The sequence below is a fragment of the Sporosarcina luteola genome (assembly GCF_023715585.1).
Classification (GTDB): Bacteria; Bacillota; Bacilli; order Bacillales_A; family Planococcaceae; genus Sporosarcina; species Sporosarcina luteola_D.
In genome coordinates this window covers 92879-118917 of the sequence record NZ_JAMBOK010000002.1, presented here as the reverse complement: position 1 = coordinate 118917, position 26039 = coordinate 92879, and the positions used below count along the sequence as shown (strand labels likewise).

General features: G+C 45.7%; 22 protein-coding genes. 8 read left to right on the top strand and 14 right to left on the bottom strand.

The genetic code is table 11. The annotated features are described in order from the left end of the window. Positions 1–58 precede the first annotated feature (58 nt). Entirely contained in the window at positions 59–688 is a 630-nt protein-coding gene (locus tag M3193_RS10875; RefSeq protein WP_251627537.1) for a CBS domain-containing protein, read from the top strand. 67 nt (positions 689–755) lie between these two features. Here the strand turns inward: M3193_RS10875 and M3193_RS10870 are convergent, their stop codons facing one another. Both M3193_RS10870 and M3193_RS10865 read right to left on the bottom strand, forming a co-directional pair. Beyond that, positions 756–2018 (bottom strand): MFS transporter, encoded by a 1263-nt coding sequence (locus M3193_RS10870; RefSeq protein WP_251627535.1) that lies wholly within the window; start codon positions 2016–2018, stop codon positions 756–758. A 143-nt stretch (positions 2019–2161) separates the two neighbouring features. After that, positions 2162–3787 carry a M20/M25/M40 family metallo-hydrolase gene (locus M3193_RS10865; protein WP_251627533.1) on the bottom strand — a complete coding sequence of 542 codons (1626 nt, stop codon included), beginning with the start codon at positions 3785–3787 and terminating at the stop codon, positions 2162–2164. Between the two features lie 328 nt (positions 3788–4115). Here M3193_RS10865 and M3193_RS10860 point away from each other — a divergent pair, with 328 nt between their 5' ends. Then, on the top strand, positions 4116–6527 hold the full coding sequence (locus M3193_RS10860) for a sensor domain-containing protein (protein ID WP_435372043.1): 2412 nt from the start codon (positions 4116–4118) through the stop codon (positions 6525–6527). A 226-nt stretch (positions 6528–6753) separates the two neighbouring features. After that, a complete protein-coding gene (locus tag M3193_RS10855; protein WP_251627528.1) occupies positions 6754–8691 on the top strand; it encodes a GTP-binding protein in 1938 nt (645 codons plus the stop codon). Between the two features lie 278 nt (positions 8692–8969). Here the strand turns inward: M3193_RS10855 and M3193_RS10850 are convergent, their stop codons facing one another. After that, positions 8970–9578 (bottom strand): class I SAM-dependent methyltransferase, encoded by a 609-nt coding sequence (locus M3193_RS10850; protein ID WP_251627526.1) that lies wholly within the window; start codon positions 9576–9578, stop codon positions 8970–8972. A gap of 196 nt (positions 9579–9774) precedes the next feature. On the opposite strand from M3193_RS10850, the gene M3193_RS10845 reads away from it, so the two are divergent. After that, a complete protein-coding gene (locus tag M3193_RS10845; RefSeq protein WP_251627524.1) occupies positions 9775–10149 on the top strand; it encodes a VOC family protein in 375 nt (124 codons plus the stop codon). Between the two features lie 439 nt (positions 10150–10588). Here the strand turns inward: M3193_RS10845 and M3193_RS10840 are convergent, their stop codons facing one another. The 5 genes from M3193_RS10840 to M3193_RS10820 all read right to left on the bottom strand — a co-directional run bounded on the left by M3193_RS10840 (position 10589) and on the right by M3193_RS10820 (position 15798). Beyond that, entirely contained in the window at positions 10589–11791 is a 1203-nt protein-coding gene (locus tag M3193_RS10840; RefSeq protein WP_251627523.1) for an MFS transporter, read from the bottom strand. Between the two features lie 12 nt (positions 11792–11803). Next, positions 11804–12220 carry a MarR family winged helix-turn-helix transcriptional regulator gene (locus M3193_RS10835; protein WP_251627521.1) on the bottom strand — a complete coding sequence of 139 codons (417 nt, stop codon included), beginning with the start codon at positions 12218–12220 and terminating at the stop codon, positions 11804–11806. A gap of 227 nt (positions 12221–12447) precedes the next feature. After that, positions 12448–13269: a GNAT family N-acetyltransferase gene (locus M3193_RS10830; protein ID WP_251627519.1), complete on the bottom strand. Its 822-nt coding sequence runs from the start codon at positions 13267–13269 to the stop codon at positions 12448–12450. 98 nt (positions 13270–13367) lie between these two features. After that, on the bottom strand, positions 13368–15008 hold the full coding sequence (locus M3193_RS10825; protein ID WP_251627517.1) for a hypothetical protein: 1641 nt from the start codon (positions 15006–15008) through the stop codon (positions 13368–13370). Beyond that, positions 15001–15798, bottom strand: a complete 798-nt coding sequence (locus tag M3193_RS10820) for an ABC transporter ATP-binding protein (RefSeq protein WP_251627515.1) — start codon at positions 15796–15798, stop codon at positions 15001–15003. Before M3193_RS10820 ends, M3193_RS10825 begins: the two co-directional genes overlap by 8 nt. Before the next feature lie 143 nt (positions 15799–15941). Between M3193_RS10820 and M3193_RS10815 the strand changes: the two genes are divergently transcribed. Together M3193_RS10815 and M3193_RS10810 are read left to right on the top strand one after the other, a co-directional pair. Then, on the top strand, positions 15942–16202 hold the full coding sequence (locus tag M3193_RS10815; RefSeq protein WP_251627513.1) for a DUF2188 domain-containing protein: 261 nt from the start codon (positions 15942–15944) through the stop codon (positions 16200–16202). 294 nt (positions 16203–16496) lie between these two features. Then, positions 16497–17525 (top strand): nuclease-related domain-containing protein, encoded by a 1029-nt coding sequence (locus M3193_RS10810; RefSeq protein ID WP_251627511.1) that lies wholly within the window; start codon positions 16497–16499, stop codon positions 17523–17525. Positions 17526–17697: 172 nt separating this feature from the next. On the opposite strand, the gene M3193_RS10805 is transcribed toward M3193_RS10810, so the two are convergent. Both M3193_RS10805 and M3193_RS10800 read right to left on the bottom strand, forming a co-directional pair. Then, complete coding sequence (locus tag M3193_RS10805; RefSeq protein WP_251627509.1) at positions 17698–18123, bottom strand: hypothetical protein; 426 nt, start codon at positions 18121–18123, stop codon at positions 17698–17700. A 52-nt stretch (positions 18124–18175) separates the two neighbouring features. Continuing rightward, positions 18176–21316: an SNF2 helicase associated domain-containing protein gene (locus tag M3193_RS10800; RefSeq protein WP_435372042.1), complete on the bottom strand. Its 3141-nt coding sequence runs from the start codon at positions 21314–21316 to the stop codon at positions 18176–18178. Between the two features lie 82 nt (positions 21317–21398). Between M3193_RS10800 and M3193_RS10795 the strand changes: the two genes are divergently transcribed. Then, the gene (locus M3193_RS10795; protein ID WP_251627507.1) at positions 21399–21551 is read left to right on the top strand and encodes a hypothetical protein; all 153 of its coding nucleotides are present in this window, start codon (positions 21399–21401) and stop codon (positions 21549–21551) included. Between the two features lie 273 nt (positions 21552–21824). Here M3193_RS10795 and M3193_RS10790 read toward each other — a convergent pair whose 3' ends face one another. The 3 genes from M3193_RS10790 to M3193_RS10780 all read right to left on the bottom strand — a co-directional run bounded on the left by M3193_RS10790 (position 21825) and on the right by M3193_RS10780 (position 23887). Beyond that, entirely contained in the window at positions 21825–22010 is a 186-nt protein-coding gene (locus M3193_RS10790; protein ID WP_251627505.1) for a hypothetical protein, read from the bottom strand. Positions 22011–22141: 131 nt separating this feature from the next. Next, positions 22142–22318, bottom strand: a complete 177-nt coding sequence (locus M3193_RS10785) for a hypothetical protein (RefSeq protein WP_251627492.1) — start codon at positions 22316–22318, stop codon at positions 22142–22144. A gap of 21 nt (positions 22319–22339) precedes the next feature. Next, the gene (locus M3193_RS10780; RefSeq protein WP_251627489.1) at positions 22340–23887 is read right to left on the bottom strand and encodes a sensor domain-containing diguanylate cyclase; all 1548 of its coding nucleotides are present in this window, start codon (positions 23885–23887) and stop codon (positions 22340–22342) included. A 201-nt stretch (positions 23888–24088) separates the two neighbouring features. Here M3193_RS10780 and guaC point away from each other — a divergent pair, with 201 nt between their 5' ends. Then, the gene (gene guaC, locus M3193_RS10775) at positions 24089–25072 is read left to right on the top strand and encodes a GMP reductase (RefSeq protein WP_251627487.1); all 984 of its coding nucleotides are present in this window, start codon (positions 24089–24091) and stop codon (positions 25070–25072) included. A gap of 114 nt (positions 25073–25186) precedes the next feature. Here guaC and M3193_RS10770 read toward each other — a convergent pair whose 3' ends face one another. Further along, positions 25187–25897 carry a sulfite exporter TauE/SafE family protein gene (locus M3193_RS10770; RefSeq protein ID WP_251627485.1) on the bottom strand — a complete coding sequence of 237 codons (711 nt, stop codon included), beginning with the start codon at positions 25895–25897 and terminating at the stop codon, positions 25187–25189. Positions 25898–26039 lie beyond the last annotated feature (142 nt).

Genomic DNA, 26039 nt, shown 5'->3' with positions numbered 1-26039 from the left:
CAATCTAAACTAAAAATTTGGACTTAACAGAAACTATAAGAAACGAGGGGGAGCTTTTATGCATATTCGGGACTTAATAGTAGAAAGACTCGCAGTCGCTACAGTAAAGTCAAATCAAAGCGTATCTGAAACACTTGCAAAAATCAATGAGACAGGATACAGGTGCATTCCGGTCGTCGACATCGATGACACCTATAAAGGGATGATTTACAAAGTCGATCTGCTTTCCTATCTGTATGAGGATAAGGGAAATCCCGAGAATCCTATCGACTCCTTATTGAGACACCAAGACATCTACTTATACGAGAACGCTTCTTTTTTGAGCGCCTTGCTTGAAATCAAAGCATTGCCTTTCATCAGCGTCGTCAGGGATGGCAAACTTCTTGGCATTTTGACACATAATAAAATTGAAAGCGTTCTGGAAGACGCATTCGGATTGAAGACAGGCGGCATTAATATAACACTTGCATCGACTGAAGCGCGAGGCATGATCAAAAAGTTAACGACGACGCTAAAGGACGAGAACATCGAAGGCATGCTGACACTCGATAACGGCTCAGCACTCGCTAGAAGGGTTGTCATTACGCTCGAAAACGGAAAATCCGATGAAGAATTGGTGAAATTACGTGAGAGACTTGAAAAACACGGATTCCGGATCTTGCAAATGCACAGAATTCCACCTAAGTAACGTAAAGATTAGATGATAAATAAAAGGCTGTTTCCACGTCGCAACCGACATCGGAAACAGCCTTCTTTTATGCAAGCTCACTTACTGGCTTCGGCACCATCCGCAATAGAATTCCTCCAATAATAAAGAGGATAACAAGGCTGAACACACCGTATGCAGAGTTGCCTGTCAATGTAGCAGTCACCCCAAGCAATAGTGGTCCCATGACGGATGCGAATTTCCCGAAGATATTATAGAAGCCGAAAAACTCGTTGGACTTCTCTTTTGGCACCAGTTGCGCGAAATAAGAGCGGCTCAACGCTTGAATTCCGCCTTGCGATGTCGCAACGAGCATTGCCAAAATCCAAAAATCCAATGTAGTTGATAAGAAGAACGCATAGATGCAGACGATGATATAAACAAATATCCCGACATACAACATTGTTTTCACCGAAAACCGCTGGGCAAGCCTACCGTAAAGAATTGCAAACGGCGCTGCGACGACTTGGGTGACGAACAGAACAATCAGTAGGTCGGTCGGCTCAATGCCCAAATCTGTGCCATATGCCGTCGACATTGAAATGATTGTACCAACCCCATCAATATAAAAGAAATAAGCTAGCAGGAAGATGAAGACGGTCCTGTATTTTTTTATCTCCTTAAACGTCTCACCAAGCCTGCGGAAGCTGCTAGCCAAAATCCTTGGTTCCCGTTCAATTGCATGGATCTGCACAACATTCTTCAGCATCGGAATCGTGAAGGTGAACCACCAAATTCCCGTAATGACAAATGCAAGCTTCGTCGCGACTGTCGTCGAAAGTGGTATAGCTCCCTGTTTCGCCAACAGGATGATGGCAATGCTGATAATGAACGGAATCGTACTGCCAATATACCCCAATCCGAAACCGCGTGAAGAGACTTCATCCATCTTTTCTTCTGGCGTTACATCGACCAGAAAGGCGTCGTAAAAAATATTCGCCCCGTGGAATCCGATTGCGGTGATCGTATAAATGATCAATAACGGTAACCAGGTTCCCTCCGGAACAAACGCCAATGAGATTGTAGACAGTGAACCGATGAGGAAGAAGGCGAAGAAAAACTTCTTCTTCAATCCCTCATAGTCCGCAATCGTCCCTAATATCGGTCCAATCATTGCTAAAATGAATGTCGCAATCGCCACCGTATACCCCAGATACGCTGTAGACTGCGTCAGTCCAACACCTGCTTCTGTCGCCACCGACTTGTAAAAGATCGGGAATACCGCAGTTGTAATAATAATCGAATAGGCCGAGTTCGCCCAGTCATAAAACATCCAACTTTTCTCCGTCCTTGAGTACTTCCCTTTTCCCATCTTCCCACCCCTTTCATAATCTTCAAAACTATTCCCTATGAATATTGTACAATTAATGATCGGTAAACAGTAGTAATGGAAGACTTTTTTCTTCAACAAGTAAAAAGGCCAACCCTCGATGAAAAGGATTGGCATCCGGGGAATCATGCCTCTATGAGAGAAAACATGCTTTCAATGACCTCCCCTAACACGTGGGGGGTATAGTGGAACGCACTCTTTTTATGCAATCGCTCGGTCAGCTTATGCGCATCTTTCCCATACGGCCCGATATTCAGCACAGGCGCCTGAAGCTGCTGCATTTCCTTGAAAGGGATGCTATAGGTATCTCCCCACACGGGTGTGTTTTCAATATAAGACTGCCAGCCGGAATCTGCCGTGTCATAATTCACATAGCTGAGATCAGAGATTCCATTGAAATAATGCACTTGCTTTGCTTCCACATGAAACTCTTCAAGTAGAATCTTTTGCACAAGGGCAATCTTTTCTTGAACGAGCTCGTCATCGGATGAATTGACTGCCGGATAATACGGAGGGGCATAAAACAGGACGACAGCTGGAGCCAAGTCCTGACAGTGCAATAGTAGTCGGTCGCTGATAAGCATCGACATTTGCCGTTCATCCAACGACTCGTCCGACTGGATCTCTTCAAGAATCATTTTAACTTCCGTGCCGCCGATTTTCCCCTTGGCATACGTAAGCAATTCCTTGTACTCCAGTACGTTGATGTGCCCGATCGGCTGGACGCCTTCACGTTCACAAACCGCTCTATACTCCATTGCGCATTCCGCCATCGCCCGTTCAGCAGTATGCTTGAATATCTTCATAATCTCGTCGGCATTTTGCCGCATTAAAAAGACATTGTACAAAGCCGCACTATGATGGGAAGTTTGAGTCGAATAATCTTCCTTTAAATCCACCTGCTGCAGACACACCGGCAGCGGGGTCCTTTCGCCATACTCTTCTTCCATGAAATCGGAATTGAACTCCATCGCCCTCGTCAGATAAGAAGCCATATAGTGGCTCGTCATGCCGTTCAAAGGCTCTCCGGCATGCGTCTCCCTTCCGTAAAACAGCGCGGATGGCATAATTTTGCCGATCGTTCCAGAGTAGATATAATAATTCGGGTCCTGCGGCTTTTGTGAAAAGGACGGCTCACTGTTCAGGAACAGCTCGTATTCCATTTGATAGGCTTCCTTCAATTCCACGAGTCCCTTCACAGCTGCCCTCATTCCGGAAGAATTCACCTCTTCGTCAGGCACTGTCAGTAAAAGGAGATTGATCGGCCACTGTTCGACACTTGCCCTTTCCAATAAATGAAGATGCAATACAAGCCCCATTTTCATATCCATCGTTCCGCGGCCAAACAAGTATTCACCCGAATCCAAATCCTCTTGCGCATCCTCCGGCAAGTCGGCCATCCGGTTTTTCAATTCCTCCGTCAGTTGCCTAGGTTGGAAAGCTAACTCTTCTAGCCCCGCGCCAAACTCCTTTGTATGAACAGTGTCAAAATGGCTGATCAACACAATCGTTTTATTCGTCGCCCCACTGTTATAAAGGGCGGTCACCGCATTTCTCCCTTTGCCTGCATCATGGAAATGAAGATGGGAGCTGTGTTCTTGAAAATACTGCAATTCCAGTAGCTTCTTTACCAGTCTCGTTGAAAACTCGACTTCCCCCGCTGTTCCTGTGCGACTTTCCCAACTGACCAATTCGCACAATAAGTTTTCCAGTTGTTCAGGACTATTCCACTTCAGCTTTCCTACTCCCATTTGATGACCCCCTATTTCTATGAACGTATAAACTAGTAACTGTTTCATCTTTTGTTCTAAACGTACGACGGCAGGAATTGAATGTCAATTAATTTTATTGAATTAATTAAATAGAAAAATACTTTATTGTTAGTAAATAGACTAAAGAACTACTAATATGTGGAACGACGTTCTTACGAATGGTATAATTAATATAAAGATAGTTACTAATAGATTGATTTTTTCATACTATAGATTACTTGTACTCTCGTTCCCTCAACCGGTGGATTACACAGAAGTATTTCTTCGCGATAACGCGTTGTTTTTGTATAGAAAGGAAATGGAAATGTTGTTTTCGGAATTAAGTTATAACTCTCTCGTGTCTCTGTTGGATAAGAAATTCTGTGTATCAGTTGCTGATAAAAGAGGACGGATAACCTATGTGAATGACAACTTCTGTGCACTGTCCGGTTATTCCAAAGAGGAGTTGATCGGGAAAAGTTATGGTGTTGTCAATCCTAATTATACACCGGAGCGTTTTGTGGAGGAAATGGAGCAACATTTCTCACGTGACGAAGCTTGGCAGAAAAATATTATGGCAGTTGCAAAAGATGGCTCCCCTTATTGGGTGAACGCCAACATAATACCGGTCTTGAATGAGGACGGGGAGATCATCCAATTTCTTTCTATAGATAGTGATATTACAGCGCGAGAGTTAACGAAGGAAAAATATAAAGAAACGCTGCAAAATCTGCGTAATATCGAAAATGCGCTCGACCACTCGTCGGTCGTCGCAATCACCGACGCGAAAGGCATCATCACTTATGTCAATGAGAAGTTCTGCGCCTTGTCCCAGTATTCGAGCAATGAATTGATCGGAAAAACACACCGGGTCGTAAATTCAAAAGTTCATCCAAAGAGCTTCTTCAAGGAAATGTGGAACACCATTCAAAGCGGGGAAATCTGGCAAGGGGATATTTGCAACCGGGCGAAGGACGGCTCATATTATTGGGTCAGCACGACAATCGTTCCATTTCTTGATGATGAAGGGAAACCGGAACAATATATTGTAATCCGCCATGATATTACAGCACGGAAGCAGGCAGAAGAATCATTGGAAATCGCCTTACAGAATGATTTCCGTACGACCGTGAAAAACTTGCAAAATGCTATTTTCAAATACAAGGCTACTGAAGACGGAGAAATTGAATTCACCCTTTTCGAGGGACAAATTAAAGAACGGATCGGTATTTCGGTGGACAAGTTAAACACTCAAGAACTCGCCTATTTATTCACCGAAGAGGAACTCATCACATTCAAGAATCATTTATTGGCAGGGATGGCTGGGGAGATAGTTCAATTCGAGTTGCATTACGATGGCTTATACTTCCTCGTTTACCTCTCGCCGATAGCAAAAGATGGAGAAATCGCCGAAGTTGTCGGCACGGCGATTGACATTACAGAGCGGATTGAAGCAGAAAAAGTCATTGAGCACATGGCCTATTTCGATTCCCTGACCAGCTTGCCAAACCGGAGGAACCTTCAAGAACGAGTGAAAAAGAAAATCGCCGGAGCTAGTGAGGGTGAGCGGTTTGCCGTCCTGTTCCTCGACTTGGATCGATTCAAAAATGTCAATGACACGTTAGGCCACCATGTCGGCGATCAATTGCTCATTGCTGTCGGGGAAAGACTGCGCGATTGTGTTCACAGTGAAAATGCAGTTGCCAGACTGAGCGGGGATGAATTTGTCGTCCTCATGGATTCCGGTGATATAGATAAACTGACAGCCCTTGCCGACCAGATCGTTGAAGACATTTCACAGCCCTACTATTTTGAGAAACAAGAGATCTTCGTTGCCCCAAGCATTGGAATTGCATTGTATCCAAATGATGGCGAGGACTATAGTACACTGATCCGCAGTGCGGACACCGCCATGTATGTGGCAAAGGAGGCAGGCAGGAGAACGTTCCGATTTTTCACCGAAGAGTTCCACGAAGAATTGATGGAGAAGACATTCTTCGAAATGGAGCTTCGGCAGGCATTGGAAAAAGGGCAATTCCTTCTTCATTATCAGCCCCAATACGATTTAAAAACCGGGCAGATAAAAGGGATGGAGGCGCTAGCCAGATGGAATCATCCGGTCCGGGGGTTTATCCCGCCACTGAAATTCATTCCGATTGCGGAGGAGAACGGGTTCATCCTCCCGCTCGGCGAATGGGTATTAAAAACAGCATGTATGCAGGCAAAAGCATGGCAGGAACAAGGACTCCCTCCGTTACGGATGAGCGTCAATGTATCGATGAGGCAATTCAATCAGCCTTCCTTCGTGGAAGATGTACTCAGGATCCTGATCGAAACAGAACTGCATCCATCGTATTTGAATTTAGAAATCACGGAAAGCATGATGTCAGACGTCAAGCGCTGCGAAACTGTCTTGCAACAGTTGCAGGACGCCGGCATCACTGTCAGCGTCGATGATTTCGGGACAGGGTACTCATCTCTCCTCTATTTGAGCAAATTCCCGCTATCGCATCTGAAAATTGACCAGGCTTTCATCAGGGAACTGAGCAACAGCAACACCGCCATCGTAAAAGCGATCATCGACCTTGCGAAGAACTTAGGATTGAATGTCATCGCAGAAGGCGTTGAAACGGAAGAACAGGAACAATTCCTGAAGGACCTCGGCTGCAATGAAGTGCAGGGCTATCTTTATTCAAAACCGCTTCCTCGCAAGGAAATCGAGCAATTGCTGTTCCACTAAGTTACATTTTGCGCACTCCGGTTCGGGGTGCGTTTTTCATATTGTAGGGAAAGTCGCGTCGGGGGGGTTATGCGCGAGTATGGGTTAGTTTTGCTCACTATAAAGCTTTAGACCTCTAAGGAAGCAAACTACTACACCGCCTCACTCCGAGTCAATCTTCCTTTTCTTCCCCGTTTATGTCTAAAATAAGAGTTATATAATCCAGAAATGAAATCGAGGTGCACACATGCATAAAACCATTGGAGTCGTCGCACATGTAGATGCTGGTAAAACGACTTTTTCCGAACAGCTGCTTTTTCATACGCACAGCATTCGCCAACGGGGCCGCGTCGACCATCAAGACACATTCCTCGACAGCCATGAAATCGAGAAAAACCGCGGTATTACCGTCTTTGCAGACCAAGGTGCCTTCACATACAACGGTTCGCATTACACGCTCATCGATACGCCTGGTCACGTCGACTTTTCACCCGAAATGGAAAGAGCCATCCAAGTGATGGATGCCGCCATCGTTATCATCAGCGCGGCGGACGGAGTGGAAGGTCATACCGAAACGGTTTGGCAATTGCTGAAAAAGCATCAAGTCCCAACCTTCTTCTTTTTGAATAAAACCGATCGCGAAAGCGTAGATCTACAGGGGATCGTAGATGAAATACGCAGCAGTTTAGCAGAGGACATCGTTGATTTATCGGAAATGGAAAATGGAGTTATGATGGAAAGCCTTATTGAATTCATTGCGGAACGCGACGAGGATCTGCTCGAGCGCTATATGGACACCGGTTATGACGAAGCTGTGTGGCTCGACGCAATGAAACGGATGATTACTAATCGTGAAATCTTTGCATATGGGCATGGCTCCGCTTTAAAAGACATCGGCGTCCTCGAATTTCTTCAGAAGTTCGACCAGCTCACCGTAACAGAATATACGGATGCAGGAGATTTTTCCGCGCGCGTCTATAAAGTGCGACACGATGAAAACGGCAACCGGGTAACGTTCTTGAAAGTTCTGCAAGGCAATTTGCATGTTAGGGACGAAGTGCAGGTTGTAGGCAAACATGAGAAAATCACGCAGATTCGGCGATATAACGGAAAAAAGTTTGAAACATTGGAAGCTGCTCATGCGGGGGAAATTGTTGCGGTTATGGGGTTGTCGGAGGCAGGTGCAGGCGATCCAATCGGTACCCTCATTGAGAAGGCAGTATTTGACTTGATCCCCACGTTGAAATCAAAAGTCATCTTCGACTCCTCTATCCATGTGAAGGAAGTGCTGCGGTGCTTCAAAATGCTGGACGCAGAAGATCCTTCGTTGCGCGTTGTCTGGGATGAGCATGTCCAAGAAGTTCACGTCCATGTGATGGGCGTCATCCAGCTAGAGGTGTTGAAGCAGATCGTAAAGGACCGGTTCCAATTCGACGTGTCGTTCGGAGATCCGAAAATCTTGTATAAGGAGACAATCCGCTCCACCATTAACGGTTACGGTCATTTCGAGCCGCTGAAGCATTATGCGGAAGTTCATTTGAGGATTGAGCCTGCAGCACGCAACAGCGGCATTTCATTCGACAATGAATGCCACGCGAATGATCTGTCTGTCGGCAATCAAAACTTAGTGAGGACCCATATTTTCGAGCGGGCGCATCATGGTTTATTGACAGGATCATCATTGACCGACGTAAAGATCACCTTACTGACAGGCAGGGGGCATAATGAACATACATCCGGCGGAGATTTCAGGGAAGCGACATTCCGCGCATTGCGGCAAGGGTTGGAGAAAGCGGAAAACGTCCTGCTGGAACCTGTTTATGATTTCAAAATAAAAGTCGGAATGGATCATATCGGCCGTGTTCTGTCCGATATCCAGCAAGCATCCGGTAGTTTCGCGCCGCCTGAAACAATCGGCGAAAACACCGTTGTGACTGGTCGAGTTCCGGTTGCTACGTTCATGAATTACAGCACAACATTCGCATCGTACACGAACGGAAAAGGCGCACTCACTTTGCAATTCGGCGGCTATGACGAATGCCATAATCCGGAGGAAGTGATCGAGGGAATCGGCTACAACAAAGACGCCGACCCGGAATACACATCCACGTCGATTTTCTGTGCGAAAGGCAAAGGCTACCCCGTTCCGTGGCATGAAGCGGAGGCAGCGATGCATTTGTTGTGATTGATTTGATAAGGGCACTAGGCGCGACGGGAAAGGCCTATTACTTGTTCTCTTCCGCGGTCATTTTCATTGCGAATGGCCAAGCTTTGCGCGCCGAATGCTTTTGACCAATAAAAACTCTCTTCGCCATTAGAATCTTGTGGGTAAAAAGACACGAAATGACGATAACTTTGTGAATTTGACCGATAACTTTCAGAAAGTGACCGATAATTTCCTCGAACTGACCGATAAACTTGTAAATTTGACCGATAACTCACCGGAAATGATCGATATCTTTCTTACTCACCCAATCGATAGATCAAAAATCGCTCATTTTCATTTTTATCATATAGCCGGTCGACTTTTACTTCTTTCCATAGCTCAAATGGCGTCTGATTGTCCATATATTGCACATACTCCGCTGTCGGGTAATAGAGGATGACATCGACCGGGCGTGCATTCCGTTCTACAGACAGTAAAATGTTGCCGATGACCGTCATGAATATTTGAATGGAAAACGGGTTAAAGAAGTAGAATTTATTCTCCAATGGATCAATTTCATACGTTTCCGCGTAGCACCGTTCAAAACGGATCGCTCCACCACGGAATTTTGCTTTACGGCGATACCTGACCAAGTTTTCAATCGCGTCCTCGTAGAGCTGGCCATTCATCTCAATACCGGTCACCGATGCCCCGAAGTGATGATGGACGTAAAATGACACGCGCGCTTTGCCGCACCCAAAATCGACAAATCCGTCCGACTGCTGCAGCTCGTACGATTTGAACAGTTCATCCAACACTTCGTAAGGCGTCGCTTCATAACGGTTATAATGGGCGGACTGGCTCAACAGCTCGAGCGTTCCGCCTGTTTTTATCCGAAGAAGGTTGTCGTACTCCTTTTCATTCAACGAACTCACTCCCTTTCTTCATCGCCTCATTGTAGCTGTCTTACTTGCCTTATGACAAGCGGAAAACCACGATCCTTTAATCACATTCAGCAGTTATTCTCTCTACGCCATTACCCCTCGACAGATAGAAAATTGTATACTTTTTGATAACTCGTTAGGTATGATAAAAGAAAAAGCCAAAAGGGAGAAATGTTACATGGGGACAATCACAAAAATCGGACAAATTGGGGTACCGGCAAAAAACATCGAACGGGCAACAGCATTTTACAAGGAGCAATTAGGCTTGCAGCTTTTATTCACAACGGACACAATGGCGTTTTTCGATTGCGACGGCGTACGCCTTTTCATAAGCCTTCCTGAAAAAGAGGAGTTTGCCCATTCAAGCTCCATCCTTTATTTTCACGTGGAAGATATTCAACAGGCCTATGAGGAATACAAGGAGAAAGGCATTGTTTTTATCGATGAACCTCATGTAGTCGCGAAGATGGGGCAAACGGAAACGTGGATGGTGTTTTTCAAGGATACGGAAGATAATATGCACGCGTTGATGAGTGAAGTTGTGGTGAGATAACTTAGAGACACGCAAATGGACGACTACTGACCCAGTAGTCGCCTTCTTTTTATTATGATATTCATATAGTACTAAGATAGGGGTGTAAAATGAATAAAGCTTCCTCACCGTAGCGATAATAAACATCATTACTGCTTGTTCAGCTCAGGTTTTCTATTGGTCAATGCCGGATGGAACAATTGATTTGGCATGGTTCCAATTTGTGATATTCCCTTTAGTGATTGGATTAACCAATATTCTTCTCGGAGTCAGCAAATTTAGGATAGCGTCTTTCAAGCATTCACTCGCTGCCTATTTAGCTTTCCTAGTATCCAGTGTGGTTTCCTTTTTTATGAGTATAGACCCCTCTAAAGAGCTTCCGCCTGGCGAAATCATATTATTTGCGGATGTACTATTTATTACTTTGATATCAATAGTACAGCTACTCGTGCTGCTTATCTTACATCTTTTCATTTATATCGGATATCGTGTCTTTACTTCTCGTACGGAACAAGTAAACGAACGCCACTAGTGATAGCAGTATAACGATTGTCAGTGCTTCATACATGCCCCGATAGCCGAGACTTGGAACGACTACGCCTAAAAAATACGGCCCAAATCCGAGTCCGGAGTCAAGGAAGATATAGAACGTAGAAGTAGCGATACCAAGCCGTTCAACGGAAATCCCTTTCAATGCAATCGCTTGGGCACATGATTGGAAATTCCCGTAGCCAAGCCCAAAGACGGCACCCGCCGCAAGAAGCATAATACCGCTATGCGTCTGGCTCAATATGATCATGCCGAGCGCAAAAAGTAGAAGCGAAGGGATGACGACATACTTCGCTCCTTTTACGTCCAATAGCTTTCCTGAGAATGGGCGGGAAAGTAGCACGACGATGGCATAGACGAGGAAAAAGAAGCTTGCAACTTGAACGAGGTTAATTTCCTTCGCGTAAAACGAGATGAATGACAGTACTCCTGAATAGGCGAGCGCTACGAATAGCGTAATGATGGAGATCGGCAATGCTTTTCTTTCAATGAAATTGGATAGGCCAAATCGTTGTCTCGCTACTTCCGGCTTGTTCAATGAAGATGGCTTCACCGTTTCATTGACGAAGAAGAACATGATCAATGTCACAATGCTTAAAGCGAGGCAGAGGACGAACAGCATATGGAATGGATAGTGTTGGCTAATGAAGATGCCGAAAAACGGCCCGATTGCTGTTGCCATAACGGTGCTCATGCTGAAATATCCAATCCCTTCTCCTCTTCTCGAAGTTGGAATCGCTTGTGCAATCATTGTGCCGGTTGCGGTGGACGCAATGCCTAACCCGATTCCGTGAAATAGCCGGTTTGCAAGAAGCAATGGCATATTCGCTGATCCGAAATAAAAGGCGGTCGCGATCGTGGACACGAGAAGGCCGATAAACAGCATCTTCTTGCCGCCGACTTTTCCAATTAAGCCTCCTGAAAAGATCCGTGCAAAGAGCGTTCCGATAATGAATATACCCGAAACTAGCCCCGCCATGCTCGGCGAAGCCCCGTATTGCTCAACTGCGAACGGTGCAATGGTGACTAATAACAAATACATTGCAAGCATGAGGATGAAATTGATAATTGAGATCGTAATGAAATCCTTTGTCCATAATTTTTGTTCTTCCATATTTTCACTCTTTCATGATGTTAGATTTTGGTGGGCGCGCGCCAATACGCTTATGGCTATTTCCACTTCTTCTTTCGATGAACCTTGTAGAAGGTCTTCGTAAAGGGATGCGAGTTGCTCCATGACATCGCGGCAAACCGCTTCCCCTGAACTTGTCAGCCGAATCCATTTTTCCCTCTTATCTTGTCCCGGCGTCGATTCCACATACCCCATTTCTCCTAGACGCTGGAGGATCTTCGTGATGCTCGGCTTCTCTACTTGCTGCCGCTGCGCAATTTCCGCAGGCGTCATCGCGCCTTCCTGCATAAGCAGCTTCATGAGCTGCCATTGGGAACTAAACAACCCGTATTGGGTCAGCTTTGCATTGACTTGATTAAGCAACGGGCGATAAAGTTTGTAATAAAGCCCGAAAAAGTTTTGTTGTAACAATTCGATGGGTTTCGCCCCCCTTTGTGAATAATAGTTAGTTAGGTTAATTAACTATTTAATTATGACATATAAATGGAAAAATGTAAAGAGTCGAGGTTGAGTTCTGTTGAGTCCAAAGTCCCGAAATGACCATAACTCTCGGGAAATGATTGATAGTTAGATTCATGCCGTGTTTTCTTAAATGCGTAAAAAACCGCTTCAGTCTCCTCTGACTGAAGCGGTTTAATTTATTCATCCCAAAGATAATAATCCTGTCCTTGGACAGTCTGGAATCCGGTTGACTCATAAAGACGGAGGGCATTGCGATTTTTCGCTTCCACTTCAAGTCTGATCGGGTTGCCGGACAGCTGTTCCATACGGACAACAGCTTGCAAGGTTTGGCGGCCGTATCCTTTCCCTTGAAAGTCGGGATGAATGACAAAACCATAAATAGAAGACTCGCCATCATTCCGGCTTACACGGATTTTGCCCACGCTCTTGCCTTCCACTTCAATAATGTAATGTGCATCATTCGGATTCTTTTTCACTTCTTGCTTATGAAGAGTAGCGTCTTCCTGCGACATGCCGAAGCCTGCCATATCCAATTGGATTTCAAACGGGACATCCTCCTCGGTAGATTGCCTTAACTGGATACCCCTGCCTTCTTCCATAGGCTGCTGTTTCCAGACCATTTGGTATTCAGAAAAATCATAGGTACATGGCTGATTCTCAAGCCATTTCTTTGCCGTTTCAGAAGTGGAAGGCGCATTTAAGAGGATTTTTTTATATCCCTTTTCCTTGATGACTTGCAATGCTTGTTGCCATAGATTCAAAAAGTGTTTCTTCCTTCGTTCAGCAGGCTTCACCATCCCACAAACTTCTACAGTTGATCCAAAACCATACAGAGCCAAATATGCAACTAACTCGTCATCCTCGTAATGAAAAAAATCCATCACCTGATCTTCACGTTGACGAAGCATATCCCAGTTTAATTTCAATAGGATCCCGTCAGTTGTCTCGCATTCATTTTGCAAGCTTTCAATTTTCTGTAGCTGTTCAGTCGTTAACATTGTTTTCCTCCTCATTTTCCATAAACTAATTATAAAGGGAAAATGATGAATCGCCTATATGTCTTCAAAATTATTTGACGACGCATATCGCTCCTCATTCATCCACGAACCGGTATTGTCTCCTGCATCGGAAACACCTTGCGCCAGCCGAGGAATACTCCAATTAGCAGTACTGCGATATATACATAAATTCCACCCCTTATTGCAGTTGCAATTAGATGACCTATGACGAAAATTCCTGTCGAAAAGGTGATCAAAATCATTTTCGCCGAGCCTTCCGATTGAGCAAACTCGAAGGATTCGGTGAACGGAAATTCGCCTGAATTGAGCCACTTGTATGTGAGCAACGTTTGGAGAATCGCCCCTAATAACACAGCGAAGAGATCGGGCACAATACGCCACGAAAAGATTGTAATAAATGCAATTGACAGTAATACGAAAACCGGCATATATAACTTCACTAAAAATGCCTTCAGCGTCCCACTATATGCCGCAGCGGGCTGCTGGATCGGCGCTGCCCTGAAAAGCCAACTCCCTTTATGATTCACGGAAAACTGCATCGTATGAATGATGCTCGGGATCATCAGACTGCCGAAATAAATGAACAAAAACAACTTTCCTGTGGAGATTTCCGCCAGCGTCCTCATTTGCAGTTCCGTAAAGATGAAAATGAATGGAAATACCATTGCGAAGCCCAGTGATGGATAGACTTTGAGTTTGAAATCCCGTTCCTGTTGCATCATCAAGGCTCCAAAACGGAAGAAAGTCCTTTCTTCCTTGTTCCGGCAGCATAGCTTCGCCCAACTATCCACCCACCAGCTTGTTTTCTTCTTCCTATTTTTCGACTCGCTCATCAACTTATCCATATTGCGTTCAAATGAAGGCATGAGCCGCACGTAAATAAACATGGAAATGAGAGGGACGAGCAAGGCGAGTGTCGCTAACAGAATCAGCACTTTCGAGAAGTCTTGATTCAACAACAGTTCGAAGGCTGCGCCAAACCACATCGGAGGCAAAAATACATGCCACCAGCTAAATGTGTACGTCAAATCTATATCGACAAAATCGAATGCGCGGATGACAACTTGATAGCCAACGATGACGCCGACAGACAGCAGGATTTGCACGTAGTTGATGATGTCCTTCAGTTTTTCACCGTCAAAGAACCGCAGAACCGCAAAGTACACGAGTGACGTAATCACAACGATAAAGAGCATCGTCAACACCAATGCTGCAAGAAATACTAGGGTAAATAGAATTCCTTTCGCAAACAGCCCGACGACGAGCGGTATACCAATAAAAGCCCCCGCTATGAAAAACATATAGATCAATATGTGGATCGTTTTCGCGGTACCAAGTGTCCTGCTGCTCACCGGTTTGGTCTGCAAGATCGTTTTATCCCTTACATCCAGGAGTACCGAAGAGAAATCGGACACCATCGTCGTCGTCAAAATGAACATGATGATACCGAACACGATGCTCATTTGGAAAATATAATGACCATCCCGGAGGAGAAGGAACGGGATCACCATCAGCCCATATATGCCGTAGATCCATAAAGACTTCAGGAACTGATTGCCTTCCTTTTTCTTCTGCCCATTGAAAATGGTCGGCGTGCGCCTGCCATCCATCGTCAATTTTATGCGTAAAATGGTTTCCATTGCGTTGTAGTCAATTCCCGCTCTTTCGAAGAGCCTTTTACATTTAGAGAGGATCGCAAGTGTCCGGAATTCATGCATTGGCTGTTCCGTCCTCTACAATTGAGATGAATCGTTCTGCCCGACTTGCATGATCGGTGAATCCGGTCAGCTGGTTGAAGATTGCAGCTAGCGACCCCTCTTCGCTCAATTCCTGCAATTCCTCAAAACTGCCATCCGCGACAACGGTCCCTTTGACGAGCAGCACAATCCGGTTGCTGATCTTCTCAACGACATCCATGATATGCGATGAATAAAAGATCGTTTTTCCTTGCGCCGCCAATTGCGCAAGCATTTCACGGATAACCATCATGCTGTTCGCATCCAATCCGCTTAACGGTTCATCGAAGAATAAGAGATCAGGATTGTGCAGCAAGCTCGAAATGATGAGCACCTTTTGCCGCATCCCTTTAGAAAAGGAAGAAAGCCGCGTATGCATCACGTCGCCAAGTTCAAATTCCTCCATAAGCTTCTGCGCTTTCTCTTCCGCAAATGTACGGTCAAGTCCGTACAATTCCCCCGTGAACGCCAAATATTCCATTGCCGTCAAATTATCGTACAGCTCCGCTTGCTCCGGCACATACCCAATTCTTCGTTTATAAGATGGATCTCCCGAAGCAATATCCTCGCCGAAGATAACCACCTGGCCCTTATAATTTTGAATCAAGCCGAGCATAATCTTCACAGTCGTACTCTTCCCCGCACCATTCGGACCGATATAGCCGATGATCTGCCCCCGCTCGACTTCCAAGTTTACACCATTCAACACACGTTGATTTCCATACGTCATCGTCACGTTCCGCAAAGATAGCACTTTATTGGATGACTCCATATCAACACCCCCGTTTGTTCAAGTTTACCATTTAGTAACCAGATGAGGCATACTATTCTATGATTTTCAGCTGTTTTGATTCCACTTGACCGGGTACTGGATGAATAGAAGATTGAGAGCTAACAAGTGAAGGAGGAGATTGTATGACTACTGATAAGAAACGTGACCAAGACGAGTATTTCGAAGATCGCGCAGGAACGGACGATGCGAGATTCCACGTCGTTCCCCATGATGAAGATGGCTGGGCCGTGAAAGTGGAAGGCGACGATGAACCGGCCTATACAGCAGGCAACCGGAATGACGCTGTCGAGGAGGCAAAACGGATGGCGGAGGAAGCCGGAACGATGGTTTACGTACATGGAGATGACGGGAAGATCGAGGAACAGTTTGAATACGGAAAGTAAATAGAGAACGGCAACGCATTGTGCGCTGCCGTTTTTTTGTTCATTCAATAAAAACCGTTTTCACCTTGGGATTACACAATACTGCAATGCCAAAGATTCACTTACCAATTCCGCATGTCTATCATCTTTGAAGGGCACTGGAATATTTAGGCGGGATCAAAGTCCTGAAATGACGATAACTTTTGAGAAGTGACCGATAACTTCTTACAACTGATCGATAATTTATAGGAAATGAACGATAACTATTCAGCGGCAACAACTATATAGATTTTTCAGACTTTTATGGTAGAATAGATGTTACAAAACGATAATGGAGGCGGTATTTCATTGATCATGAAGGAAAGAGAAATCTCATTAAAGGCAATCGGGCTGGAGGCCATGCTACGAAGGCTGCCGGAGCATCACCCGCGCTACGCGGACATCGAGAACGAGCTGAGGAAGACGCGGGCCGGCGAAAACGGCGAAAAAATACTGGCGGATGTTTTCAATAAATATCAGTTCCCTTTCGAGCATTACATCTTCCATGATTTGAATATGCAATCCACAGGCAAATTCCAGGTGGACACACTATTTCTTTTTCAACAAGGCGCTGTCATTTTGGAAGTAAAAAATATTGCCGGCCGAATCAGTTTCCCTGAAACACAAAATCAATTGACACGAACCCTTGAGAATGGACAAGTTGATGCATTTGAATGTCCATCTGTCCAGCTAGAGCGGAATAAAATGCTTTTAGAAGATTGGTTCAACATGCATCTCACGCCTATCCCAATTTATCAGGCAGCGGTTTTCCCCAGACCGCATCAGCAATTCGAAAATCTACGCAAGGATCTGACTCTCCTTTTTCCTCTTGAGATCCCAATTTTTCTTCGAAGACTCACTTCATTCCACTCAGCTATTGATGTATCCGAACTTGAGGACATTGCAAATAAGATAGCCGATGCCCACAGTGAATTTGATCCGTTTCCCTTGTCAAACCGATTTGGAATCCAGCCATCAGAACTTATATCGGGAGTCCGCTGTGCGCATTGTGGTTTCCACGGCATGGAGTCGATACAAAATGGTTGGGGTTGTCCGCAATGCAGGTACGTTGACCCTCATGCCCATATCGAAGCACTCCTGGATTATTTTATGTTGCTTGATTATCGCATTTCTAACAAGACAGCCCGACAATTTTTACGTCTGTCCGACGAACAAAAGATGAAACGGATTTTAAGAAGGACTGGAATTCCTTTTGAAGGAGACAGAAGGGGAAGAGTTTACATATCGAACCTTGAATTGGTTAGAAAACTTTACGCTAAGTGTAGGTCTAAAGTAATGAAATGACGATAACTTTGTGAAAGTGACCGATAACTTACAAGAAGTGATCGATAACTCGCGATGATTGACCGATATCCGCCAGGAAGTGACCGATAATGCACACCATGTGACCGATAACTTGCCAGCCGTTCCTATTTCAACTCAAAAACCGCTCCAGTCCTCGGACTGAAGCGGTTTATCATTTAACTAACTCTTTATAAGCCAACGCTTTTAACGCCAACATCTCTTCATCCGTCAGCCGGCTCTCGATTTTACTAAGCAGTGCTTGTTGTTCCGATGCAGTCATGCCTTGCCGTGCTTGGATTTGTAGTTGGTTGAGCTCGTTCAAATCGAATTTTTTCATCAAGACTCTCGTCGCTTCCTCTTTCGTTTGGAAAGGGAGCTTCGAGCTGTCAACATTCTTCCCTTCTTCGATGAAGGCGCGAAGTTCCGGGTTATTTTGAACTTCCTGTCTGATCGCTTCCATCTGACCGCTCGATTCCAGTTCCGCCGCCACTTGGCCCATTACTTCGTCGGCGATGAATTTAGTTCCGAAATGGTAGACACCGTAGCCGATGACCGTAATCACGACTACCACACTCAGTAGTATCTTTAGTGCTCTCAATTGATCCGCTCCTTTTCCAGTAGTATCCACTGCGCTTGCAGCAACTATACTTCTATATTTCCAGCAGCTTCCGGATGTCGTCCTCAGTCAATGTAGTAGTAGAAGCATCCTTCGAATCAATGATCTCCTCGATTAGATTCCTCTTCTTCTCCTGCAACTCATTCATTTTATCCTCGATTGTGCCGCGCGCGACGAGCTTGATGACATGGACGGTTTGCTGTTGACCCATGCGATGGGCGCGGTCCGCGGCTTGCTCCTCCACGGCGGGATTCCACCAAAGATCATACAAGATGACAGTGTCTGCCCCTGTTAAATTCAAACCCGCCCCGCCAGCTTTCAATGAAATGAGAAACACATCGCGCTCACCTGCATTGAATCGATTGCATAATTCCAACCGTTCCTCGGAAGGCGTTTGGCCGTCCAAATAAAAGAACGGGGTTCCCTTCATCGCTAGCTCCTTGCCGATGATGCCGAGCATCTTCGTAAACTGCGAGAAGATCAGCACTCTTCTCCCCGCCTGTTTTGATTCCTGAATCAATTGCTTCAACTGCTCGAACTTCGCGGAACTGCCCTGGTAGCCATCGACGAATAATGCCGGATGGCAACAGATTTGCCGCAGCCTGGTCAGTCCGGCGAGGATTTTGATTTTATTCCTTCGAATCGTATCCTTATCCAAATGCTTTAACGTATCGTGGCGCAGCTTTGCCAAATAGGCGGCATAGAGCTTCTTCTGTTCTGGAAGCAGCTCCGAAGACTCTATCGATTCGACTTTTGCCGGCAGCTCTCCGAGGACATCTTCCTTCATCCGCCTCAGCAAAAATGGCCTCACGCGGCGGGATATCGCTTTCACCGTAAGTTCACTATATTCCTGCAGTCCCATGAACAGTTCAGGAAATACGACGTGAAAGATGGACCAAAGTTCCTCCTCCGAATTTTCGATAGGCGTTCCGGTCAGCGCGAAACAGGTATCTGCCTGCAATCTTTTCACAGCCCGGGCCGTTTGCGTAAACGGGTTTTTAAATGCTTGCGCCTCGTCGAAAAAGATCGTCAGGAAGTCTTGCTTCTCATACCATTGGATATCCCGGCGTATCAACGGATAGGACGTGATCAACACATCCTTGTCCGCAACGTCACTTTGCCGCTCTGCCCTCTCCTTTTTTGACCCGTCCAGGACAACGGCATTGACTTCAGGCGCAAATTTCCGGAATTCACTCAACCAGTTATAGGTCAATGAAGAGGGGCAGACGATCAAGACTTGCCGTTTCTTCTTGCGAATGTTAGGAAGAACGGACAGGATGAACGCAATGCTCTGCAATGTCTTGCCGAGCCCCATATCATCAGCCAGCACGCCCCCGACGCCGAATTCAGCGATCGTTTTCATCCATTGAAAACCTGTTTTTTGATAATCGCGCAATACTGGTTCCAACGACGGCGGCACTTCCGCGTACTCGCCGGGATTCAACAGACGTTCGAAAAACAGGCGAGCAGATTCCTCAACGGAAAACATTTCATCGTCACCGACTGCATCTAAAAACCGAATGCCACGCACCATCGGAACGTTCAATCCCTTTTCTAAGGTCTCGAGATCTTCCGGAATTTCATTCAAAAACCGTTGGATTTCCTCAAATTCCTTCGTTTCCAATGAGAGAAGAGAGCCATTCCGCAAACGGAAATACTTTCGTTTCTCTTCCAGCGCTTCAAGGATTTCGCGTATTTGCTTATCGGGTATGCCGTCCATCTCAAATTTGAATTCAAGCCAATTCGTCCTGTCCTCATGCGCCTTCACCCGGATTCGCGGCTTGGCATGCCCCCTGAAAACCCGATTCCTGATCGCTGTCGTCGCATACACTTGGACGAGCTTCTGAAGTTTTGGGAGGATGTGATGAAGAAATTCATATTCCAATTCCTCATTGTGCAATAAATATCCTTCATCCGTTGTGGCAAATGAGCTGTCTTCCATTAAACGGAGGATGTCCTCTTCCTTTTCCAAGTCGCGGACCAATACGGATCCCGTCGGTAAATCGCTTTCCGCAACAGGATTCAGTATGATCTGGTCGTATTGGAATTCGAGGCTTGCAAGCAATCGGTTGTTTACCCGATCGATGTAAAGCTTCGCCTTCAAAGGAGATTTCACGAGCTGGTCCATGACCGTTTCATCGAGTTGGACTTCACCGATTCTCCGCAGTCCGGGTACGACCTTTTCGATGAAGAATCCAATTTGCTCATTGGAGATGGGCAGCTGGCGTGTGCCCGACGTTTCAATCATTTGTTGCAGATCGGCGAGCCGTTTGCAATCCTCATTGCTAAGCTGAAATAATTGCCCATCGTAAAGGACAAGCTCGTAAGCCTCCAATACGTGCACCTGATTCAACCCGTCAATTGTGAGAACATGCCCAGTTTCCTGCTTTTTTTCGAAATGAAAACGGACGGGCAATGTCGCTTCCGCTATGTGAAAGCTCGATATTCTGCCGCCAAGTTCCAGTTGAACGTCGGTTGCTTGTTGTATTAGCGACAGTAACCTTTCCCACGAGGATGGCGGAATGAGTATTGCAGCGGGACTGACTGAACGGTGCCGAAAATCCCTGTCTTCACTATGAATACCGATAAGTTGCTGTAGAACTGAATCAGCTTCCCGGTTGAAGCAGTGCAGGTGAGAATCAAAAGTGAATGCATGGGTCAGTGTGCTGGGCCGTCCTTCATTCACATCCTCCAAAAACTGTCGGATGTCCTCAACTTGAACCCCGGCGACCATCAATTCCATGCCGAGCATAGGTTGTTTGCCCACAGCAACGGGCTTCAACGTAAACGCAAGCGCCATAACTTCCCTATTTTCAAAATGAAGCTGATGTCCGCTAGCCCTTGGTTTGTCATTGAATAGTGACAGCATTCCTTCCGCCAAATCGGGCGCCGCCTCCCGCCTGCGCTCCATCATGGCAATCAATACAGCCGCAATATGTTGGCATTTATATGTATAAAAAGACAGAACCGGACAGCTGCACTCCAATTGAAGGTTTTCACCTGATTGATCGATAGCGACATGGAAGTTTTCCTTCCCCGCCACAATTGCTTCGCAGTGCGTGTCGCTAAAGTGTGTAAACCTCACTTTTCCTGCACGGTTAAACATTTCGCCCCTTTTAAATGAGACGGATCCGCACAGATCCATGATTTTGTTTTGTGTTATATGGATGCTCAAATCCGCTTGTCTCCTTTCGGGGTTCAATCAACTGTACAGGCGCTTTGTATATACTATCTTATCACTCAGAGGAGGTGTTTGATTGTTTTATTATGGATATATGGCTCCTTCAATGATGCCGATGAATCAGTTTGCCCAACTAGGACCTGATGATAGGAAGCGTCAGCAAACGTTCAGCAGTTTTGCAGAAAATCCGAGGGGAAATTATGACCTGTACCGGGAACTCGACCGGTAGCGCATAGAGGGACGGACAACGGCTTGTACATGTTGGAGTGGAACGGCACACGCCGGTCCGACTGGCAAAATCTCGGCGAATCGCTCACGTCGAGGCCATCAGCTGTTTCGTGGGGGCCGAACCGGACCAATGTATTCGCAAGAGGGCAAAATCAAAACCTAAATCATTTGTATCAAAACAGATAGACAATCAGCCACTGAAGAAAGTTCATCTTCAGTGGCTCTTCCTGCCTTTATCGATGAAACTGCTTATCATTCATGATCCTTCCGCTGACTACCGCCAGTTTTCCAATAGAATGGCTTCCGTCTCTTCAGGCGAGAGCCTTGTCACCAAGGCGATTTTTTCTATGGAGAAAGCCAAGCCATGCATTGTCAGTACTGTGGAAACCTTCTCTTGACGGATGCCTTGCTTCACCCCATTCAAGCGCGCTTCCTCCAATTCATCTTTAATATTTTGCATTTGACTCCCTCCTTTCAATTCTAATATAAAACAAATGTTCCCATTAATCAAAGAAAGCGAATTTGGATAGCTAATTAGGAATAAAAAAGCAGGGACACGTCAAAATGTGTCCCTGCCTATATATCGTCGCTTCAAAGTTCCTGATAGTCTTTCATGAACCTGCCGCTTTCCTTCACTTCGGAGTGATACAGTGCTTTCAATGCAAAACTCTTTTCCAACTCATGTTCCTTCATGATCCGCTTCAACCGCTGCGTCAATTCCGCATTGTTTTTCACAAGCAGTTCCATTTTCGATTTCGAATATTGCATGATCGTGTCCTCCTTGGGCTTTCATATTCTCAGTGTAGCATACTCAATCGTCCGGTTACGACCCGTCCGTTTCGCTTCATAAAGACATTGGTCTGCCAACTCCAGCAGTTCATCCGAGTCCTGGCGATCTTCGGGATGCATTGCAATCCCTATCGAAATCGTCACTACCTCCCCGCAAGGACTGATTGTACTTTCCAATTTCTCGCGTAAGCGTTCCGCCACTTGGAATGCCGTCTGCCGATCTGTCTCCGGCAGCAGCATGACGAACTCTTCCCCGCCGAAACGGCAGCATATATCGTCTTTACGGGCGGCTTCAAGCATTGACGCTGCCAAGTATTTCAGCACTTCATCACCCATCGCATGTCCATATGTGTCATTGACACGTTTAAATTTATCAATATCAAAAATGAGCAATGCGAAAGGGCGGCCCTGCCCTGTCCATTGTTCCAAATGGGCATCCATCGCACGTCGGTTCATCAGCTTCGTCAACGGATCGACCGTCGATTGGTGAATGAAGAAATTCAAACTGTAGTTCAATGCCTGTTTCAACTGAACCGCCTCGTAATACCAAGCACGCACATCATTTATTTTTCCGCCTTGCTTGTTTTCCGTGCTGGATTCGGCGTAGGTAGCTAGCTTTGTCAAAGGCTGGGCTATCTTATAGGACAAAAGTAAAATGCCTAGGAAGGAGAATAGTAGGATGGGAATCGTCTTCAAAATCATTTCTTTTATCATCGTGACGGATGAGGCCAATGCGACTTCCTTCGGCCTTTGGGTTACGATGCCCCAATCGGCTGTTGGAATCGTCGCGTAGCCCGCCAGCATTTCGACTCCCTCCGTATTCACAACTTCCATCGCACCGCTCTTTCCTGCTATCAATTGCTGGACAACGGCATTCCCCTCCACGACTTCGTTTACCCGCCAAGGATTTTGGTGATAGATAATGCGACCGCTTTTATCCACGACATATACGTAGGAGCCGTCCTTGTAAAAATGTTCACCTAATACTTGTTGGAGGATGTTTTCCTCTTTTAAATAAATTGTTCCCCCGATAAGACCGAGATAGTCGCCTTCATTGCCGAAAATCGGAGAGGACAGGAAAATAATCAAGCGGCCTGTTAACCCGATATAAGGTTGTGAAATGAAAGCTTCGCGCTTCTTCAGCGCCTCGCGACCGCCTTCCGAGTTCAGCATTTTCCCCTTTAAAGCCAGAGTCTCCGGGGAGACGGCCAGAATTTCACCATCTCTATCAGCTATAGCAACTGAGTTGAATGTATCTGTCTGTTTTTTCATACGATTCACTTCGGAAAGTAAGATCTCTTCTGCATTTTCTTGACCCATAAACGGCGCCATCTGATTCGCGCTCGCTTCCATTGATTGCAGTGTCATCGACAAATACGACTCTGTCGACTGTGCCATTTTCACCGCATACGCACGATTCGTTTCTAATGTACTCTCAATTAATGATTGCTGTTCCACCCGGTAACCCGAAATGATGCTCGCCGCCAAAGTCAGCACTATTGATAAGAACGCAACCAACCCTATTAAATACTTTAAGGATAGTCTCATGGTGACCGGTCTCCTCTGTAAATTTTCAAACCATCACCCATCATATCATCTATAAATCCTTTGAGCACCCTTAATTTGGAATATAACTTTCGTAATAAACAGGAATAGTAATTGACGAAAAGGGAAAAATAATGTAAATTACAAAAGTACGAACGTTAACATTGAAATAAAAAATATCATTCGTCTTTAGGAGTGTATTGTATGGATACCGTATTTGATTATGAAGATATTCAATTGATTCCCGCTAAGTGTATTGTAAATAGTCGTTCTGAATGTGACACTTCCGTTACATTAGGTAAACATAAATTCGTCTTGCCAGTCGTCCCTGCAAATATGCAGACGATCATTGATGAAAAGGTCGCCATTCAATTGGCAGAAGGCGGTTATTTCTACATCATGCACCGTTTCAATCCAGAGACGCGTGCAGATTTCATTAGAGATATGCATACCCGCGGTTTGATTGCATCAATTAGCGTCGGTGTAAAAGAGGAAGAGTACGGTTTTGTAGAGCAATTGGCTGCTGACCAGCTAAATCCTGACTACGTAACAATTGATATCGCACATGGGCATTCCAATGCAGTCATTAACATGATTAAACACTTGAAAAAACATCTTCCGGAAACGTTTGTCATTGCCGGCAATGTCGGTACGCCGGAAGCTGTCCGCGAACTTGAAAATGCCGGAGCGGATGCAACGAAAGTAGGCATAGGACCGGGTAAAGTTTGTATCACGAAAATTAAAACCGGTTTCGGAACTGGCGGTTGGCAGCTAGCCGCACTTCGCTGGTGTGCAAAAGCCGCTTCGAAGCCGATCATCGCTGACGGCGGAATCCGTACGCATGGAGACATCGCGAAGTCGGTTCGCTTCGGTGCGTCCATGGTCATGATCGGTTCCCTTTTCGCTGGACACGAAGAATCGCCAGGCGAAACAATTGAAGTGGACGGCAAGCTGTACAAAGAGTATTTCGGATCTGCTTCGGAATACCAAAAAGGCGAGAAGAAAAACGTCGAAGGCAAGAAAATGCATGTGGCATACAAAGGTAGGTTGCAAGACACGCTAACTGAAATGCAGCAGGATCTCCAATCGTCCATCTCCTATGCAGGTGGAACAAAGTTGGATGCTATTCGTACAGTTGATTATGTAATCGTGAAGAACTCCATTTTTAATGGGGACAAGGTTTATTAATGAAGTAGGGGTTGGCCTCGCGCCAACCCTTTTCTTATTGGCTGATTGGAGCCCAAGTTCGGACCGCCTGATATAGTACAAACACCGCCTATTCGTCAGCGTCTCACACTCCTTCTAGCTGTTAAACAGCAAATAAATCCCCGTAAATAATAAAATGATATACATGAAAATGCGGAAACCTGCTTGATTGACCTTCAGGAATAAATACTGCCCCGCATAAAGGCCAAGCCAAACAATTGGCAATGCAAGAACGCTTGATTTCCATACTGTCACACTTGTCCCCGCAAAGATGATCTGAATGAGCAAGCTGATGGAATAGATGAATAAATAATAGACAAGCGTCGTGCCGCGCAACATCTCCTTCGACGTGTCCGTACTTGAAAAATAAAGCAGCAATGGCGGTCCCGGCATGCCGATACTTGTCGTCAACGAACCGGAAAGTCCACCGATGGCAACATCCCTTTTCGGTGATTGCTTCATCCTCAACTTCAGCAGCAAAAGTGCTGTCAACAGGAGGATGACAATTCCGATGCCTAGTTTCAGTTTTGAAATATCGACGAGCAGGAATACGACGATTCCAAGCGGCAAACCGATGAAACTGCCCATGATGAACCGCTTCATCACTCCCCTATCAATATCCGTCCTTACTTTGCGATACATCGCCAATGAAATGATTAACGATAGGAGCAAATTGATTTGGATGGCATCCCGCGCATCGAATAATAGCAGAAGAAACGGCGTCGCGACGATGGAGAAACCGAATCCGGTCCCCGTCTGGAGGGCGGATGCTAGTAGTATGATTGCAATGAATAATAGAATGTCCAAATGAATCCCTGCTTTTATGTATTCGTTCTGTTCAGTGTAACATTTCCTCGACATGAAGATAGGAAATGTACGCACACTTGCATCGCACGCACATTTCCCTCCTTCATAACACTTCAATTTCAACCGACATATCAATATCACT

What these genes read in the sequence shown, in the direction of transcription:
- M3193_RS10825 (WP_251627517.1), bottom strand. Translation starts at nt 15,008, where the DNA reads ATGCATGAATTCCGGACACTTGCGATCCTCTCTAAATGTAAAAGGCTC.
- M3193_RS10870 (WP_251627535.1), bottom strand. Translation starts at nt 2,018, where the DNA reads ATGGGAAAAGGGAAGTACTCAAGGACGGAGAAAAGTTGGATGTTTTAT.
- M3193_RS10875 (WP_251627537.1), top strand. Translation starts at nt 59, where the DNA reads ATGCATATTCGGGACTTAATAGTAGAAAGACTCGCAGTCGCTACAGTA.
- M3193_RS10855 (WP_251627528.1), top strand. Translation starts at nt 6,754, where the DNA reads ATGCATAAAACCATTGGAGTCGTCGCACATGTAGATGCTGGTAAAACG.
- M3193_RS10780 (WP_251627489.1), bottom strand. Translation starts at nt 23,887, where the DNA reads ATGAGACTATCCTTAAAGTATTTAATAGGGTTGGTTGCGTTCTTATCA.
- M3193_RS10845 (WP_251627524.1), top strand. Translation starts at nt 9,775, where the DNA reads ATGGGGACAATCACAAAAATCGGACAAATTGGGGTACCGGCAAAAAAC.
- M3193_RS10820 (WP_251627515.1), bottom strand. Translation starts at nt 15,798, where the DNA reads ATGGAGTCATCCAATAAAGTGCTATCTTTGCGGAACGTGACGATGACG.
- M3193_RS10840 (WP_251627523.1), bottom strand. Translation starts at nt 11,791, where the DNA reads ATGGAAGAACAAAAATTATGGACAAAGGATTTCATTACGATCTCAATT.
- M3193_RS10815 (WP_251627513.1), top strand. Translation starts at nt 15,942, where the DNA reads ATGACTACTGATAAGAAACGTGACCAAGACGAGTATTTCGAAGATCGC.
- M3193_RS10785 (WP_251627492.1), bottom strand. Translation starts at nt 22,318, where the DNA reads ATGCAATATTCGAAATCGAAAATGGAACTGCTTGTGAAAAACAATGCG.
- M3193_RS10810 (WP_251627511.1), top strand. Translation starts at nt 16,497, where the DNA reads ATGTTACAAAACGATAATGGAGGCGGTATTTCATTGATCATGAAGGAA.
- M3193_RS10830 (WP_251627519.1), bottom strand. Translation starts at nt 13,269, where the DNA reads ATGTTAACGACTGAACAGCTACAGAAAATTGAAAGCTTGCAAAATGAA.
- M3193_RS10865 (WP_251627533.1), bottom strand. Translation starts at nt 3,787, where the DNA reads ATGGGAGTAGGAAAGCTGAAGTGGAATAGTCCTGAACAACTGGAAAAC.
- M3193_RS10790 (WP_251627505.1), bottom strand. Translation starts at nt 22,010, where the DNA reads ATGCAAAATATTAAAGATGAATTGGAGGAAGCGCGCTTGAATGGGGTG.
- guaC (WP_251627487.1), top strand. Translation starts at nt 24,089, where the DNA reads ATGGATACCGTATTTGATTATGAAGATATTCAATTGATTCCCGCTAAG.